Origin of the sequence: Sphingomonas sp. AOB5 (genome assembly GCF_029433115.1) — a bacterium.
GTDB lineage: Bacteria > Pseudomonadota > Alphaproteobacteria > Sphingomonadales > Sphingomonadaceae > Sphingomonas.
Genome location: NZ_JARNTV010000035.1, coordinates 1 through 15,869 on the forward strand (window position 1 = coordinate 1; position 15,869 = coordinate 15,869).

At 65.9% G+C, this 15,869-nt stretch carries 12 protein-coding genes and 1 pseudogene; 10 read left to right on the forward strand and 3 right to left on the reverse strand.

Annotated elements, in window-relative coordinates; translation table 11 throughout:
* Positions 1 to 330: pseudogene (locus P1X14_RS14360) on the forward strand (arylsulfatase); the annotation flags it as partial.
* On the opposite strand, the gene P1X14_RS14365 reads toward P1X14_RS14360, so the two are convergent.
* Positions 327 to 950, reverse strand: a complete 624-nt coding sequence (locus tag P1X14_RS14365) for a hypothetical protein (RefSeq protein ID WP_277316069.1) — start codon at positions 948 to 950, stop codon at positions 327 to 329. The pseudogene P1X14_RS14360 and the gene P1X14_RS14365 sit on opposite strands and share 4 nt — an antisense overlap.
* A gap of 61 nt (positions 951 to 1,011) precedes the next feature.
* The gene (locus P1X14_RS14370) at positions 1,012 to 2,139 is read right to left on the reverse strand and encodes a sialidase family protein (protein WP_277316070.1); all 1,128 of its coding nucleotides are present in this window, start codon (positions 2,137 to 2,139) and stop codon (positions 1,012 to 1,014) included.
* A gap of 220 nt (positions 2,140 to 2,359) precedes the next feature.
* On the opposite strand from P1X14_RS14370, the gene P1X14_RS14375 reads away from it, so the two are divergent.
* Positions 2,360 to 2,932 carry a sigma-70 family RNA polymerase sigma factor gene (locus tag P1X14_RS14375; RefSeq protein WP_277316071.1) on the forward strand — a complete coding sequence of 191 codons (573 nt, stop codon included), beginning with the start codon at positions 2,360 to 2,362 and terminating at the stop codon, positions 2,930 to 2,932.
* 9 nt (positions 2,933 to 2,941) lie between these two features.
* Here the strand turns inward: P1X14_RS14375 and P1X14_RS14380 are convergent, their stop codons facing one another.
* Positions 2,942 to 4,111, reverse strand: a complete 1,170-nt coding sequence (locus tag P1X14_RS14380; protein ID WP_277316072.1) for a cytochrome P450 — start codon at positions 4,109 to 4,111, stop codon at positions 2,942 to 2,944.
* A gap of 147 nt (positions 4,112 to 4,258) precedes the next feature.
* On the opposite strand from P1X14_RS14380, the gene P1X14_RS14385 reads away from it, so the two are divergent.
* The 8 genes from P1X14_RS14385 to P1X14_RS14420 all read left to right on the forward strand — a co-directional run bounded on the left by P1X14_RS14385 (position 4,259) and on the right by P1X14_RS14420 (position 15,518).
* Positions 4,259 to 5,185 carry a LysR family transcriptional regulator gene (locus P1X14_RS14385; protein WP_277316073.1) on the forward strand — a complete coding sequence of 309 codons (927 nt, stop codon included), beginning with the start codon at positions 4,259 to 4,261 and terminating at the stop codon, positions 5,183 to 5,185.
* A 117-nt stretch (positions 5,186 to 5,302) separates the two neighbouring features.
* Positions 5,303 to 6,145, forward strand: a complete 843-nt coding sequence (locus tag P1X14_RS14390; protein WP_277316074.1) for a MaoC/PaaZ C-terminal domain-containing protein — start codon at positions 5,303 to 5,305, stop codon at positions 6,143 to 6,145.
* Positions 6,142 to 7,575, forward strand: coding sequence for a CoA-binding protein (locus P1X14_RS14395; protein ID WP_277316075.1), 1,434 nt, complete (start codon positions 6,142 to 6,144; stop codon positions 7,573 to 7,575). Before P1X14_RS14390 ends, P1X14_RS14395 begins: the two co-directional genes overlap by 4 nt.
* Positions 7,575 to 8,876 carry an MFS transporter gene (locus P1X14_RS14400; RefSeq protein WP_277316076.1) on the forward strand — a complete coding sequence of 434 codons (1,302 nt, stop codon included), beginning with the start codon at positions 7,575 to 7,577 and terminating at the stop codon, positions 8,874 to 8,876. The genes P1X14_RS14395 and P1X14_RS14400 overlap by 1 nt, the downstream gene beginning before the upstream one ends.
* 112 nt (positions 8,877 to 8,988) lie before the next feature.
* Entirely contained in the window at positions 8,989 to 11,463 is a 2,475-nt protein-coding gene (locus P1X14_RS14405; RefSeq protein ID WP_277316077.1) for a pyruvate formate lyase family protein, read from the forward strand.
* A 67-nt stretch (positions 11,464 to 11,530) separates the two neighbouring features.
* A complete protein-coding gene (locus tag P1X14_RS14410) occupies positions 11,531 to 13,840 on the forward strand; it encodes a TonB-dependent receptor (protein ID WP_277316078.1) in 2,310 nt (769 codons plus the stop codon).
* Positions 13,840 to 14,832: an aldo/keto reductase gene (locus P1X14_RS14415; protein WP_277316079.1), complete on the forward strand. Its 993-nt coding sequence runs from the start codon at positions 13,840 to 13,842 to the stop codon at positions 14,830 to 14,832. The genes P1X14_RS14410 and P1X14_RS14415 overlap by 1 nt, the downstream gene beginning before the upstream one ends.
* Positions 14,829 to 15,518: an SDR family oxidoreductase gene (locus P1X14_RS14420; protein ID WP_277316080.1), complete on the forward strand. Its 690-nt coding sequence runs from the start codon at positions 14,829 to 14,831 to the stop codon at positions 15,516 to 15,518. The genes P1X14_RS14415 and P1X14_RS14420 overlap by 4 nt, the downstream gene beginning before the upstream one ends.
* The last annotated feature ends 351 nt before the right edge of the window (positions 15,519 to 15,869 follow it).

Below are 15,869 nucleotides of genomic sequence, written 5' to 3' on the forward strand. Positions count from 1 at the left end.
GGCGCGGGCAGCCCGCGCGGCGTCGACGGGATCGATATCGCGGCGGCGTGGCGCGGCAGGCCGGTGCGCTCGCGGCCGGACATCTACACCCATATCGGCAGGCCGCGTTCGGAGGCCGCGATCGGGCCGCTCTATTCGATCCGATCGGGGCAATGGAAGCTCATGATGGATCTGGATGGCAGCAGCGTCGAACTCTACAACCTGACGCGCGATCCGGCGGAGCGCGACAATGTCGCGGCGCGCGAACCGGTGATGACGCGGCGATTGACGGGCTTGCTGGCGCGCTGGATCGCGACCCTGCCGAAGCCGGGACCCGAAGTCGGGCGCTAACGGAGGCGAGCCGTGGCGGGTGCTGCAGCCTGAGGCTCCGGTGCGGGCGCGGCACGGCCATAATAGATCTTGAACTCGTCGCCGCTACGTCCGGTATCGAAGATGATCGCGGTGCGCTCCAGCCCGTGCGCGCGCAGGGTGCCGATGGCGGTGTCGCGTTCCAGCACTTCCCATACCGGCTTCATCGTACCGGTCGCCGCGTCGGGATCGGCGATGCCGATGACTTCGCACGCGCTGGCCGAGCACTTGACCGCCAGATAGCGGTTGCCGCCGATATAGGGGATGGTGCCGAGGAATTGCTGGATCGCCGCTTCGCTTCGCGGCCCCCAGTCGCGGTCGCGCTTCTCGTAGCTGACGGCCAGCATCTGCTGTTCCGCCTTGCGCCCGTTGCTCGCCGTGGGAGCGATAGGGACCGGAGTCATGCGCGCCGTGACCGGAAGGGGGCTGGGGTTAGGCGGCGGTGCGACCGCGGCCTGCTCGACCAGCATTTGCCCGGGGGCTTCGGATGCGCTGTCGCCGGGCAGGAGGAACCAGCCGAGACCAGCGACCGACAGGAATGCGAGCGTGCCGCCGCCGAGCCAGAGGCGGGTGCTTCGCCCGTGAGCCAACTCGCGCAACATCGGCTGCTCCCCAATGTGTGAGTGACGCCCCGGCGGCTCAGCGCCGCCGGGGGTATGGCGCCTAGAGCGGCGACGATCCGAAATACATGTCGCAGACATTGGTGCTGCTATTCAGCCGCGACGTGATGTGGATCAGGCGATAGCCCGACGCAGTGCTGACCCATTGCAGTCCGGGCGAGAAGCCCTCGCAACCCGGCGCCTGCACGTCGGCGATCGGGACCGGCGCCACCATCCAGTCCCACGGACCATTGGGGTTGCCGCTTGGGCTCTTGAACAGGATCTGGCCATTAGCGGCCGAGAAGCTGCCATCGGCGACGTGCAGCATCTGGCCGATCCACAATAGCGTGCCGTCGGGCACGGTCTTGTTGACCGGCGTGGCGTTGAAATAGCGGCCGAGGCTGCCCGTCATCGCCGTGCCGGCCGCGCTCTCGGCGCCATAGTTCCAGCCATCGGTCGAAGTCTTGTAATAGGTGCGGCAATTGTTTGGGCTGGGCAGGTTGCAGATCTCGTAGGTCATGAACCAGCGGCCGGTGCCGTCGGTCAGCTTTGTCACCACCGGCATGCCGGGGCGGCGGGGATCCTGGTTCTCGATGGTGGACGAGGTGCCCAGCGCGACCACATTGGCGCGATCTTCCCAGGTGACGCCATTGTCGTAGCTGCGCACCTTGACGATCTTCTGGCTGCAGCAGGTGCTGGTCTCGTCGGCATAGGTCAGCACCAGCGCGCCGTCAGAAGCGATCGAGAAATTGGGTTCCCAGAAGCCCTGATTGTTGGCCGCGGTGGCCGCCGTCGAGATATAGCTCCAGTTGCGGCCATTGTCGGTGCTGCGGAAGACGCGGATCTTGCTGCGGCAGGTCGCGCATTTCGACGTGTCGACGTTCAGCGCAAGAATCAGGTGGCCATTGGGCAGCACGATGAAATCGGGGCTGCTCGTCCGCGCGGTCAGGAAATTGGGTTCGCTGACGATGCCGACCGGCGTGAAGGTGGCGCCATTGTCGGTGCTGGAGAATACCCGCACCCGGTAATCGTTGGGAAACAGCAGGACCGTCGCGATCAGTTCGCCGCTCGGCAGCAGTCGGACGCGGGGATAGCGGGCGCCGGCCTGAAGCAGCGTCTGGGCCTGAGCCTCGGCCACGCAGGTGATGCCCATCACCGCAATGCCCATCGCCAGCATCATGCGCGCCAGCATGCGATTCAGCCTGAATCCAAGTCTCGATTGCCTCGTCATCTCTCGCTCTCCTGTCCCCGCTGTTGGTGCCAGGCGTCAGGCGCGGGACCTGCTGCCATGCCCTAAAGACGGATGAGCGAACGCGATCCTCAATAATAATATAAATCATTTTGATCTATTTATTCATTGACTCGGTTTTGCGCCTGGGGCCTGCTCGATTCCGATCAGGAGAGGGACTGGGATGGCGTGTGCCGATCGCCCGTCATGCACGCCTGACGAAGACGCGAATGTTGCGCGAGCCCGCGACGACGAGCGTCTCGCGGCGCTATATAATCGTCTGGTGATCGCGATCCGGCTGCGGTGGCGCGGGGGCGATGTGGAGGATGTCGTGCAGGACGCGTTCCTCCGTCTTTCGATGGCGGAAAGCCGGGTGAAGGTCGTCGATCGCGCGGCCTTTCTCTATGTGACGGCGCTCAACCTGATCCGCGACCGCGCTCGTGCGGAGGCGACGCGCGGCGCGTTGCTGGTCGATGCCGATCATCTCGAACAGGTGTCCTCCGATCTCCCTTCGACCGAGCAGATCCTTGCCGCTCGCGAGGAACTGGCCATCGTCGATGCAGCGATTGCCGAATTGCCGGTCAATGCCCGCGCGGCATTCATGATGTACCGGCTCGACAATCTGCCACATGCCAAGATCGCCGAGGAACTGAGCATCTCGGTGTCGATGGTCGAGAAGCATGTACGCCGCGCGCTGGACCATTGCCGCGACCGGTTGGCCCAGGCAGGTGGCGGCGGGCCGGTCCGCAAGGGGTGACGTGCCCGCTCAGCGCGTGACGATGATCGAGTAATCCTGCAGATCGTTGGTCGGCCAGCTCGCCGGATCCACCGCGGGCACCGTACCGGCCAGTTCGAATCGCCGGCTGGCCGCCAGCAATTCCGTAAGCACGATCTTCAGTTCGAGCCGGGCGAGCGGCGAGCCGAGGCAGCTGTGAATGCCCGATCCGAAGACGAGGTGCCGGTTCGGGCTGCGGCCGAACACGCATTGATCGGCATCGGGAAAGACTTCGGGATCGCGGTTGGCCGCGGCGAACATCAGCGCGACACGGTCGCCCTTGGTCACTGCGTTACCATCGATCTCGGTATCGGAAGTCGCGGTGCGTTGCATGCCCGCGAGCGGGCTGGACCAGCGCAACATCTCCTCGATCGCGGAGGGGATCGCGTCGGGATTGCTGCGCAGCATTTCCTGTCGGTCCGGGTTCGCGGCGAGATAGGCGATGATGATGCCGAGACTCGCGGTGGTGGTGCCGTGCCCTGCGACGAGCAGCAGGCGGAGGATGCTGACCATCTCGGTTTCGCTCAGCGGTTGTCCGTCGAGCTGCTGGTCGAGCAGCCAGCTTGTCGCATCGTCGGCCGGCTTTGCGCGGCGCGTGGCGATGACCGGCAGGATATAGTCGGCCCAAGCCCGGTGTGCCGCCGCCATCCTGTTCGCGTCGCGTTCGGCCATGGCGATGCGGACATCCTCGGACATGCGCTTGATGAAGCGCCAATCGTCATGCGGCCAGCCGAGCAGCTCACAGATCACCCGCACCGGGAAGGGATCGGCGAAGCTGGCGATGACCGCTACCGGATCTCCGGTGGTCAGTGCCTTCAGATCCTTCTCCGCCAGCGCCCGCAGGCGCGGGGCGAATGCCTTCATCCGGCCCGCGGAGAAGAGCGGCATCAGCAGGCGGCGGTAGCGCGCATGCTCGGGCGGATCGAATTCCAGCGGAATGCCGCGCATCGCCGCAGGTGCGCTCTCGCCATGGTTGACGCGGACGTTGCTGAACGTCGCCGGGTCCGCCGCGACCGCCACCACATCCTTGTAGCGGAAGACCGACCAGCCCAGCCGGTCGCTATAGGCGACGGGGCATTTGCTGCGCATCTCGTCGAACGCGGCGATGCGATCCTCGCCCATCTCCGCAGGATTCCAGTACGCTTCGCCAGCCTCTGCCATGCCGCTCTCCATCGCTATTTTGCGGACTGGATATTCGCGGCATGGCGGTGAAGGACAGGCCAGCAGCGATGATAGCGGGCATTCAGCGGATAAATTTGTTGTGTGATATAGCAATATTTGCGAAGAAGCGGTTCAGGAGAGAATGACATGAGCCATATCCATGGCAGCCCGCTCTCGAAGCTGGACCTGGGCATGATCGTCGCGCTGGAGATCATGCTGCGCGAACGCAGCGTCAGCAAGGCGGCGCGCAGCGTCGGGCTGAGCCAGCCGGCGATGAGCAATGCGCTGGCCCGGATGCGCGATATCTTTGGCGACGCGCTGCTGGTGCGCAGCGAAGGCGGCATGGTGCTGACCGAGCGCGGCGAGCGATTGCTGCATCAGCTGGCGCCGCTGGTCGCCGAGCTGGAGACGCTGGCCGATCCGTCGAGCTTCGACGCTGCGGAATCGACCGCGACCTTCCGGCTGGCGGCGACCGACCATGCCGGGGCGACGGTGATGCCCGATGTGTTCCGCGCGGTGGCGGCCGAGGCGCCCGGCGTGAAGCTGCATGCGCTGACCATGCCCAGCCGCGAGATCGACCTGCACGATGCCGAGGCGGGGCAGGTTGACCTGCGGCTCGGCTGGATCCGGGCGCTGCCTGCCAACTGGTATTCGCGCACTTTGTTCGACGAGGAGCTCGTGCTGATCGGCGCGCGGGACAATCCCGCGCTGGCCGCGCCGCTGGACATGGAGCAGTTCCTTGCGCTGCCCCATATCGCGCTCGCGACCGACCGGCCGATGTTCCAGAACCTGACCGATCAGGCGCTGGCCGCGGCGGGGCACAGCCGTAACATCGTCGGCATGGTGTCGCACTTCGCGATGGCGCCGTTCATCGTCGCGCGCAGCGGCAATGTGGCGATGTTCCCCAAGCGGCTGGCGGAATTCTATCGCCCCTGGGCCGAGCTGAAGATCGTCGATTCCCCGTTCGCGTTCGAGCATTTCAGCGTGTCGATCGCGTGGCATCCGCGGGTGCACAACGATCCCGGCCACAAGTGGCTGCGCGCGCTGATCGTGCGGTGCGCGACGGCGGGCTGACCCCATTTCGAGCGGAAATGCCCTGTATCGGGTTTATGGATTAGCTCGCGGGCAGGCGGCTTCCTACCCTTGGCGCAAGAAGCGTGGTCAGCGCTCCGTGTGTCATGAGAGGAGCCGATGCCCCTAGATCCCGTCGCCATCCGGGCGGTCCGGTTCCCCGAAATCGAGCACACCCTCGAGGAACGCGACTGCCTGCTCTACGCGCTGTCGCTGGGCCTTGGCCGGGCGGAGGCGGGCGATTGGGGGCTGCGCTATAGCTATGAGCGCGAGCTTCAGGTGTTCCCGACACAGGCAGTGACCATCGGCCATCCCGGCATGTGGCTGACGCCCGATACCGGCGTGACGCACAGCCATGTGGTGCATGGCGGGCAGAAACTGCGCCTGCTCGCGCCGATGCGGGCGGGCATGACTGTGGTGGCCACCAATCGCGTGGCCGAGATCGCGGACAAGGGTGAGGGCCGCGGGGCGATCATCATCCTTGAGCGGACGCTGACCGACAAGGCGAGCGGCGATGCGCTGGCGACGATGGAATGGACGATCTTCTGCCGCAACGATGGCGGGTTCGGCGGGGACCCGAAGCTGAGCGGCACGTTCACCCCGGTGCCGGATCGCGCGCCGGACTGGCAGGCGCCGCTGGTGACGACCAGCGATGCGGCGATGCTCTATCGTCTGAACGGCGACCGCAATCCGATCCATGCCGATCCGGGTCTGGCGAAGCGGGCGGGGTTCGAGCGGCCGATCCTGCACGGGTTGTGCCTGTACGGCATGGCGGCGGCTGCGATCATGCGGCGCGGCGATGCCGGGCTGGTGGAGATCGAGGCGCGCTTCTCCAGCCCGAGCTTTCCCGGTGAACCGATGACGCTTTCGGTATGGGACGATGGCGACGGCACAGCATTCGAAATCATAGCGGACGCGCGCGGCAAGCGCGTGGTCGATCACGGAAAGGTCCGGCTGGCATGAGCGGCGCGCGCAATCTCTATACCGCGGCAGCGCTCGACCGGATGCTGAAGCCGCGCAGCGTGGCGATCGTCGGCGCATCGGCTAAGCCGGGGGCGATCGGCAATCAGGTGGTGATGGGCCAGAAGGACTTTGCCGGCGCAGTGTGGCCGATCAATCCGGGCCGCGACGAGATTTGCGGGTACAAGGCCTATCCCGATCTGCGCGCGCTGCCCGAGGCCCCTGACTGCGTGATCCTGGCGACGCCGCGTGCGAGCATCGAGGGGCTGATCGAGGAATGCGCCGCAGTCGGCGCGGGTGGTGTCGTGGTACTCGCCTCGGGTTTTGGCGAGATGGAGGATGCCGAACACGCCGCTACGCAGGAGCGGATCGCCGCGATTGCTGCGCAGCATGGACTGCCGGTGCTGGGCCCGAACTGCATCGGCTTCGCCAATGTGGCGCATGGCGCGTACATGACCTTCGTGCCGGTGCTGCCCAAGCCCGAAGTAACCGGGCGGGCTATCGGCGTCGTCACCCAATCGGGCGCGCTCGGCTTTGCGCTGGCGCAGGCGGCGGTGCGCGGGGTTTCGTTCAGCCATATCCTTGCCTCGGGCAATTCGTGCGACATCGATGCGGCGGACTTCGTGTCCTATCTGGCGGGCGCGCCGGAATGCCAGGTGATCGTCGCGGTGATCGAGGGGCTGAAGCATTCGCAGCGGATGGTGCAGGCAGCGCGGGCCGCGCGGGAAGCGGGCAAGCCGCTGATCCTGTGCGCCGCTGCCAGCTCTGCCGAGGGTGCGCTGGCGGCGCGGTCGCACACCGGTTCGATTGCGGGCACGCTCGATCCGTATCGCGGTGATCTGCAACGCGAAGGCGTGGTGCTGGTCGAGGATTTCGACCGGCTGGTGGAGATCGCAGCATTCTTCGCCAAGGCGCCGGAAACGCCCGCCGCCAATGGTGTGGCGGCGATTGCGACTTCGGGCGGCGCGGCGATTTTTGCTGCGGATGCGGCTGCAGCAAACGGGATCGCCTTGCCCCAGCCGTCGAGCGAAGTGCTTGCCGAACTGGGCAAGCATATCCCCGATTTCGTCACCATCCGGAACCCATGCGACGTGACCGCACAGAACGGCAACAATCCCGAAGCCTTCAACGATTGCGTCCGCGCGCTGGCCGCGTCGGACCTCTATGGCGCGATGGTCGTGCCGCAGACCTATTCGTGGCGCGGCACCGAGGAACGGATCGGCGGCCTTGCCGCGGTGGCCGACGAGACCGCCAAGCCGATCTGCCTCGTGTGGATGTCCGAGGATGTCGGCGGGCCTTCGACGGCCATCGTCGAGCGATCCAACCTGATCCTGTTCCGGTCGATGGACCGGTGCTTCAAGGCGCTGTCGCTGTGGCACCAACGTGCCGCCGCGCTGCGCGAACATGAATTTACGAGCGAGGAGGCTGCGTGATGGCGACCCAGGCGGATAACGTGACCGAGGCGCCGAAGGTCGGCTTCTATCGCTGGTACTTCCTGTTCCTGCTGATGACGCTCAACCTGATGCTGATCTGGGACAAGGTGATCCTGACCACCCTGTTCGAGCCGATCCGCGAGGAATTCGGTGTGACCGACGGTCAGCTCGGCATCATCGGCGGCACCGTCTATGCGATCTTCATGGGCGTGGCGGGGCTACCGCTCGGCTATCTCGCCGACCGCACTAACAGGCGGAACCTGGCGGCGGGATGCCTGCTGTTCTGGTCGGCGGCGACCGCGGCGTGCGGCATGGCGCAGAACCTGCCCCAGCTCGTCATGGCGCGGCTGTGCGTTGGCGTGGGCGAGGCGGGCGGCGGGCCTGCCGCGATCTCGATGATCGCCGACCTGTTCGAGCGCCGCCGCCGTGCGACGGCGATGGCGCTGTTCATGTTCGGCGCGTCGCTTGCCGGGCTGATCAACCTGACCGTGACGTCGAACGTATCGCACGCATGGGGCTGGCGCGCGGCGCTGCTGGTTGCTGCGGTGCCTGGCGTGGTCATCGCGCTGCTGCTGTTGTTCACCGTACGCGAGCCGGTGCGCGGCGCTTCGGACAAGGTGGTCGCGCCGCCCAAGGCGCCGCCGCTGCGCGACACGCTGCGCTTCATCGCGAAGCAGAAGTCGCTGGTGTTCATCCTGCTCGGATCGACGCTCAGCTACATCACCATCGCGGGGATGAGCAGCTGGACCTTCTCGTTCATCATCCGCGTCCACGAGACGCCGCTGAAGGAGATCGCCTTCCCGCTCGGCATCGGCTTCGTGATCGGCGGGCTGCTCGGCAATGCGCTGGGCGGATCGCTGGTCGATCACATGGCGCAGCGCGACGAGCGCTGGCGGGTGTGGATCATCGCGATCGGCGCGGTAGTGTCGGTCGGTGTCGGCGCGGTGTCGGTGATGGTCGGCGACATCACCTCGTTCATCGTGCTGACCGCGACCTTTGCGGGCCTTGCGATCTTCTGGTTCGGATCGGCCTCGTCGCTGTCGCAGAGCCTGGTCGAGATCCGCATGCGATCCACCGTGGGCGGCATCTTCTTCCTGCTCAGCAATATGGTCGGATACGGCCTGGGTCCGGTGATCGTCGGGTTCCTGAGCGACTATTACCAGCCGAGCTTCGGCGAGGAATCGCTGCGCTACGCCATGTTCACGATGGTGTTCTGCAACTGCCTGTCGGCGCTGGCCTTCTACATGGCCGGACGGTCGCTTCGGAAGGATCTGGATACGGCCGCGGCAGCCGACGCCTAGGGCACATTCGGCGGCATGATGACCGTTATTCGATGTAACAATTATTCGTCCGGCCGCGCCGCTCCTACCACCATTTCATGACCGGATCCGATCCGGCGGACTGGTGGAGCGGATGGAGCAGGCGTTGCTGGACACGGTATCGGATATGGGAACCGAAGGTTCGGCCGGCCTCGCGCTGACGCCGCGCATCCAGGCGATGCTGGATGCGTTCCGCACCAACAGCGATCCGATCCCGGTCGGCATCGCCAAGGCGCTGATCACCACCGAGGCATTCCGTGAAACCGAAGGCCGGCCGCAGGTGATCCGTTGCGCCCATGCCTTCGCCCGCGTGCTGGACGAAGTGCCGATTTTCATTGCGCCCGACGACATGCTGGCGGGCAATCTCGCCAGCAAGCCGGGCGGGGTCGAGCTGAGCTGCTTCTGGGCGACATGGCCCGAGGCGGAACTGGACGCGCTGAACAGCGGCGGCTTTATCGTCGAGGATTCGGACCGCCCCGCGATCGCGGCGATGAACGACTATTGGCGCACCCGTTCGCTCACCTCGCGCATGACCTCGCTCTACGACGACAACCGGTTGTGGCCCTATGCCCAGCTTGGCGTCGTCCTGCCGCCCTTCCGCAGCAAGGAAGAGGGCTGGGGGCCGGGCGGAATGCTCGGCGTCGGCTATGGCATCCATCACGAGATCAGCCAGATCATCGGCGTGTTCCGCATCGACCAGGTGATCGAGCGCGGGCTGGACGCGATGATCGCCGAAGCCCGCGCCGAGCGCGATGCGACCCGGCTGATGTCGGCGGACGCGGTCGAGAAGATCGACATGCTCGACGGCGTGATCATGGCGCTGGAAGCGATGGTCCGCTTTGCCGCCCGCTTTGCCGCCGAGGCCGACAGGCTGGCGGATTCGGAGACCGATCCGGCGCGTCGCGACGAGCTTCGCGTCATTGCGGAGATGTGCCGTCACGTACCCGCAAAGCCTGCGCGGACCTTCCGCGAGGCGATGCAGTCGCTGTGGTTCGCGGTGCTCGGCCTGTTGCCTTCGGGCGTGCTCTCGTACGGCCGATTCGACGATTATATGCTGCCCTATTACGAGGCGGATATCGCCGCGGGGCGGATCACCGACGCCGAAGTGATCGAGCTGCTGGCATGGTTGCGGATCAAGGATTCGGGGATCGTCATCACTGCGGGGCAGACGCACCGCAGCAAATATGGCGGCTTCGCCAAATGGCATAACCTCGGCATCGGCGGGCAGAATGCGGACGGCAGCGACGCGACCAGCGCGCTCTCCTATCTGCTGCTCGAAGCCGCGAAGCTTTGCCCGACGCCGCATCCGACGCTGACGATGCGCGTGCATGAAGGCACGCCCGAACCGCTGATGCGCGAGGCGCTGAAGCTGATCGGCACCGGCATCGGCGTGCCTTCGATGATCGGGGATGAAAGCTCGATCCAGTTTCTGGTCAAGGAAGGCGTGCCGCTGGAAACTGCGCGCGGCTATGGCGTCGCGGGGTGCCTGGGCATCAACATTCCGGGCCAGTCGCGCACCATCGCCTGGCCGATGTTCACCGTGCCGCTGGTGCTGCAGTTCGCGATCCATGGCGGCGTCGATCCGCGCTCGGGCGAGCAGGTCGGGCCGGTCACGACGAAGCTGGCCGAATGCGGCAGCTACGAAGCGTTTCTCGACGGGTTCAAGACCCAGCTTGGTCATTTCCTCGAGCTGCAGGCCGAGTTCAATAACGTCACGATGCGCGCCTATGCCGAGCGTTTCCCGCAGACGGTGGAGACCGCGCTGTCGGACGGGCTGATCCAGTCGGGCAAGAATATCCTCGGCCATCCGCTGCCGTTCGAAAACGGATCGTGCCTCAATCCCATCGGGATGATCAACGCGTCGGATTCGCTCGCCGCGCTCAAGTCGGTGGTGTTCGAGCGCAAGCTGGCGACGCCTGCCGAGTTCGCCGCGGCACTCGCATCCAACTGGGCGGGTGAGCGTGGGGCAGAGCTTCGCGCGCTGGCGCTGGCTGCGCCGAAATATGGCAATGACGATGACGCCGCCGATCTGATCGCAGCCGATCTCTATGCCTTCTGGGCCGATCGCGGCACCGCGCTGACCACCACCTATGGCGGCAATTTCAAGGTCGCCTCGATCAGCATCGGCACCTCGACCATTCCGGGCGGTGCCGCGACCGGCGCAACGCCGGACGGCCGCATGGCGGGCGAGGCGCTGGCGGATGAATCGCTGTCGCCGATGCGCGGTCGCGACACCAGTGGCATCCATGCCCTGCTGCGCAGCGCGCTGAAGATCGATCAGGCGCGATACCAGGCCATGTCGCTCGACCTTCGCTTCCATCCCGAAGCGCTGGACGGCGACGAGCGGTTGGCGGCGGTGAGCAGGCTGGTCCGCGACTATTTCGCCGCGGGCGGCAAGCACATGCAGTTCAACGTGCTCGATACCGACGCACTGCTCGACGCCCAGACCAATCCCGATGCGCATCCGGGCGAGATCGTCCGCATCGGCGGGTGCAGCGCCTTTTTCGTCGGGCTGACCCCGGCGGCGCAGCACGATGTCCTGAATCGTACCGAGTACCGTGAAATCTGAAGAAGCAGGTCCGTCGCTAACAGGCGTAACAACGCGCGCGGCGGTTCCCAAGGGAGGGAGAGAGAAGATGAAGGCAATGACCATGAACAAGATCCGCCGCACGATGCTGTGCATGTCGAGCCTGGCAGCGGTTGCGCTTGCCACCCCCGCACTGGCGCAGGACGCCCCGGCCGATGCCGGGCAGGCGGCTGCGCCCGCGGAGGACGACGGCACCAATCAGGATATCGTGGTGACCGCGCAGCGGCGCGAGGAGCGGCTTCAGCAGGTGCCGATCTCGGTCAGCGCCTTCTCGTCGGCGGCGCTCGAGGATCGCGGCGTCACCAATCTGCGCAACATCACCCAGTTCGTGCCGAATATCGAGCTGAGCGTCAGCAACCGGCCGACCGCGGGCGGATCGGCCTATGCCGCTTGGATCCGCGGCGTCGGCACCGGCGACTATGCGTTCCCGACCGATCCGGGCATCGGCCTGTATCTCGACAACGTCTATATGGCGCGCACGCTGGGCGGCCTGATGACCCTGTCGGACATCGAGCGCGTCGAAGTGCTGCGCGGGCCGCAGGGCACGCTCTATGGCCGCAACACGATCGGCGGCGCGGTGAACATCGTCACCCGTGCGCCGGTGCTGACCGGTCCGGTGACCGGCGAGGTATTGGGCCGCGGCGGCACCTGGGGCCGGATCGATGGCAGCGCCAGCATCTCGGCGCCGCTGATCGACGGCGTGCTGGGCATCAAGCTCTCCGCCGGCAGCTTCAATCAGGGCGGCGTCGGCCGGCGCCTGCTCACCGGCGAGCGGATGAACAACGAAAGCCGCCTGGTCTTCCGCGGCGGTGTGCTGTTCCAGCCGACCGCCAATCTGACCATCGATATCCGCGGCGATTACAGCACCCAGCGCAACAATGGCGAGCTGGCGCAGGTGGCGCAGTACCGCACTACGCCCGCCGCGGTCGCGCGCTACAACACCTTCGCGGCGCCGGTCCGCGCCGCCGAGCTCGGCCTGCCGGTCGGCTCGGTCTACGACGCCCGCTGGGTCGCGCCGGATGGCTATTCGACCTATTCGAACAGCCCGGTTCAGGACGATTACAACACCGGCGGCGTATCCGGCGTTGTGACCTGGGACGTGGCCGACAATGTCTCGCTCAAGTCGATCACCGCGTGGCGCCAGATCGACACCCATATCCGCGTCGATGGCGACAACAGCCCGTTCATCATCGCATCGACCAACGAGACGTTCAGCGACCAGCAGTTCAGCCAGGAATTCCAGTTCAATGCGAGCTTCTGGGACAACCGGATGAAGTTTGTCGCGGGCCTGTTCTATTTCCGCGAGACCGGCGACAACTGGAAGTACAGCGAGAATTTCCACGGCGTGTATCAGGTCACCGGCGTGGCGAGCGATGCGCGCGACACGCTGACCACCCAGCATTACGAAGCCAAGAGCTATGCCGCCTTCTGGCAGCTCGATGCGGAAGTGCTGCCGACCGTGACCATCACGCTGGGCGGCCGCCTGAACCGCGACGAGAAGACCTTCGACATGATGGTCCGCCTGCCGGAGCGCAACGGCGTGTCGGTGCCTTTCTCCAGCCGCAGTGCCGACTGGGATTCCTTCACGCCCAAGGTAGGCCTGAACTGGAAGCCGACCGACGATCTGATGTTCTACGGCAGCTATTCGCAGGGCTTCAAGAGCGGCGGCTTCGGCCTGCCGACCGCGACCTCGCCGACTACTGCTTATAATCCCGAGACGCTGAGCACGGCCGAGATCGGGGTGAAGTCACAATGGTTCGACCGGCACCTGACGCTGAACCTGGCGCTGTGGACGAGCGACTGGAAGGACATCCAGTTCAACATCATCGTGCCGACCGGCACGGGTCAGGTGAACATCACCCAGAATGGCGGCAGCGCGCGGCTGAAGGGGTTCGAGGCGGAAGTGAACGCCCGTACCGGCTTCGGCCTCTCGTTCAATCTGGGCGTGGGCTACACGGAGTCCCACTTCTATCATCTGGCGTCCGGTGCGGCCGCTGTCGGCATCACGCTGGCTTCGCCACTGCCGCACATTCCGCGCTGGACGATCGCGCCGGGCGTGCAGTTCCAGACCGACAGCAATCTGGGCCGGTTCACCCTGCGCGGCGACCTTCACTATCGCAGCGAGCAGTTCCTCACGATCGGCGATCCGACGTCGTTCGAGAAGGGCTATGCGCTGCTGTCCGCCCGTGTCTCGTTCGAGCCCAAGGCGCTGTCGGGATGGGAGTTCGGCGTGGAAGCCAACAACATCACCGACCAGCGCTATCTGGTCTACAGCCAGAACGCGACGGCGTTCGGCATCCAGATCGAAGTGCCCGGCGAGCGCCGCACGGTGAACTTCACGGCGCGGAAGAAGTTCTGATGCGTCTCACGGATATCGGAGGCGGGCTGCCGCCCGTCTCCGCCATCTCGCTGGGTTCGTGGAATACCTTCTCGCGGATCACCTTCGAGGAGAATCTGACGCTGATCGAACGGGCGATGGACCTTGGGGTCAATCTGTTCGACGTCGGCTATTACTGGGACAAGCCGCATACCGAGCTGATCTTCGCGCGGGTGCTGCAGGTGCTGGCACGGCCGCGCGACAGCTATATGGTCGCGGAGAAATTGTGGCTGTGGGATTATCCGCAGCAGAGCTTCCTCGACCAGCTCAAGGGATCGCTGCTGCGGCTGGGGCTGGATCATGTCGATCTGGTGATGGTCTCGCGGCCACTGCCCGAAATGGATTTCGACGCGTTCTGCGACGAGGTGGTCGATCTGGTCGATCGCGGCCTTGCGCGGGCATGGGGCGTGACCAACTGGGATCCGGAGCAGATCGCACATGCACAGGCGCGGCTGGGTGCTGCCGGGCGGCCGACGCCGCGGCTGGTGCAGCTCCAGTATAATCTCGCGCGGCGCGGCATCGTCGAGACGCCGGGCTATGACGCGCTGTTCGCGGCGGGGGACATCCATCTGTGCGCAGCGCATACGATGGAGGGCGGGATCATCGCCGGGCACCTCAATCGCGACCGGGTGAACCCGAGCGACATGGCGGCAGGCGTGGTGCCCAACGAGCGCAACATCGCGCGCGACGCAGGCGGCATCCGCGAGACGATCCGCGAGAATCAGGCGCTGCTCGAAACCATCGCGAAGCGGTTCGACGCGACTCCTGCGCAGATCGCCATTGCGACCGTGCTGGCCAATCCGGGCGTCGGCACCGCGCTGATCGGGGTGACCAAGGTGTCCGACCTTGAGGACGATATCGGCGCGATCCGGCTGGTGAGCGAACGGCGCGCGGAACTGCTGGAAGCGGTCGAGCCGTTGCGGCTCGACGGGGTGGCGCACCCCAAGCGCTTCAATCCGCATAACGACGAATGAGCGAGTTCGCCGGTAAGGTCGCGGTGGTGACCGGTGGAGCCGGCGGGATCGGTGCGGCGGTGGCCGCGGGGCTGCGCGAGGCCGGGTGCGTGGTCGTCGCATTCGATATTGCGGGCGAGGCCGAGCGGGTCGACGTGACCGATCCGGTCGCGGTCATCCAGGCGATGGACCGCGTCGCCGAGGCGCATGGCGGGATCGATATCCTGATCAACAATGCCGGGGGTGGGCCGCGCGGATCGGTTGCCATGTTGACCATCGCAGATTGGCGGGCATCGCTGGCGCTCAATCTGGACTCGGCCTTCTACTGTCTGAGCGCGGTGCTGCCGCATCTGTGCGCGCGAGGCGGCGGGACGGTGGTGAACATCGCGTCGCTGGCCGGCAAATCGGTGTCGAAGGTCGGCGGCGCGGGCTATGCGGCGGGCAAGGCCGGGCTGCTTGGACTGACCCGGCAGGCAGCGGCGGAGCTGGCGAGCGAGAATATCCGGGTCAACGCGGTTTGCCCGGGGCCGGTGCGGACACCGATGGCCGGCGCGTCGAGCCGGTTCGGGGCGCTGATGCCGCTGGGCCGCGTGGCCGAAGCGGAGGAGGTGGCGCAGGCGGTACTGTTCCTCGCCGGGCCGCGATCCGGCATGTGCACCGGGACCTCGATCGACGTCGATGGCGGGCTGAGCGTGCGGCTGGATTGAGGCCCGTTAGACGCCGGTCCTATCGCGACAGGTTGAGTGAATTGTGCTCCGGCGAAGGCCGGAGCGCTGGCGGTCAACGCTTCGCGATACGTCCAACGCTCCGGCCTTCGCCGGAGCACGGCAATCTATCGCAACGGGACAATCCTCAAATTGTCAGGGTCGCGGAAGTGCGGCTATTCGTGACCTTTGGCGGAGGGGAAATGGTCATTTCGCGCATGGCGTGGAGCGCCATGCCGGACGGGTATCGACGGTTCAAAGAGCCAGTGCCGTAACCGAGCAGGCGAAATCCAACATTTCAAGCATTGCCGATGTGGAGGTGGTTTCTCGACTTCGCTCGAAACGAACGGTGGC

Excerpts from the sequence above, each read along its gene's own strand:
- P1X14_RS14370 (WP_277316070.1), bottom strand. The coding sequence starts at position 2,139 with ATGCTGGCGCGCATGATGCTGGCGATGGGCATTGCGGTGATGGGCATC.
- P1X14_RS14405 (WP_277316077.1), top strand. The coding sequence starts at position 8,989 with ATGGAGCAGGCGTTGCTGGACACGGTATCGGATATGGGAACCGAAGGT.
- P1X14_RS14390 (WP_277316074.1), top strand. The coding sequence starts at position 5,303 with ATGCCCCTAGATCCCGTCGCCATCCGGGCGGTCCGGTTCCCCGAAATC.
- P1X14_RS14420 (WP_277316080.1), top strand. The coding sequence starts at position 14,829 with ATGAGCGAGTTCGCCGGTAAGGTCGCGGTGGTGACCGGTGGAGCCGGC.
- P1X14_RS14385 (WP_277316073.1), top strand. The coding sequence starts at position 4,259 with ATGAGCCATATCCATGGCAGCCCGCTCTCGAAGCTGGACCTGGGCATG.
- P1X14_RS14375 (WP_277316071.1), top strand. The coding sequence starts at position 2,360 with ATGGCGTGTGCCGATCGCCCGTCATGCACGCCTGACGAAGACGCGAAT.
- P1X14_RS14365 (WP_277316069.1), bottom strand. The coding sequence starts at position 950 with ATGTTGCGCGAGTTGGCTCACGGGCGAAGCACCCGCCTCTGGCTCGGC.
- P1X14_RS14415 (WP_277316079.1), top strand. The coding sequence starts at position 13,840 with ATGCGTCTCACGGATATCGGAGGCGGGCTGCCGCCCGTCTCCGCCATC.
- P1X14_RS14410 (WP_277316078.1), top strand. The coding sequence starts at position 11,531 with ATGAAGGCAATGACCATGAACAAGATCCGCCGCACGATGCTGTGCATG.
- P1X14_RS14395 (WP_277316075.1), top strand. The coding sequence starts at position 6,142 with ATGAGCGGCGCGCGCAATCTCTATACCGCGGCAGCGCTCGACCGGATG.
- P1X14_RS14400 (WP_277316076.1), top strand. The coding sequence starts at position 7,575 with ATGGCGACCCAGGCGGATAACGTGACCGAGGCGCCGAAGGTCGGCTTC.
- P1X14_RS14380 (WP_277316072.1), bottom strand. The coding sequence starts at position 4,111 with ATGGCAGAGGCTGGCGAAGCGTACTGGAATCCTGCGGAGATGGGCGAG.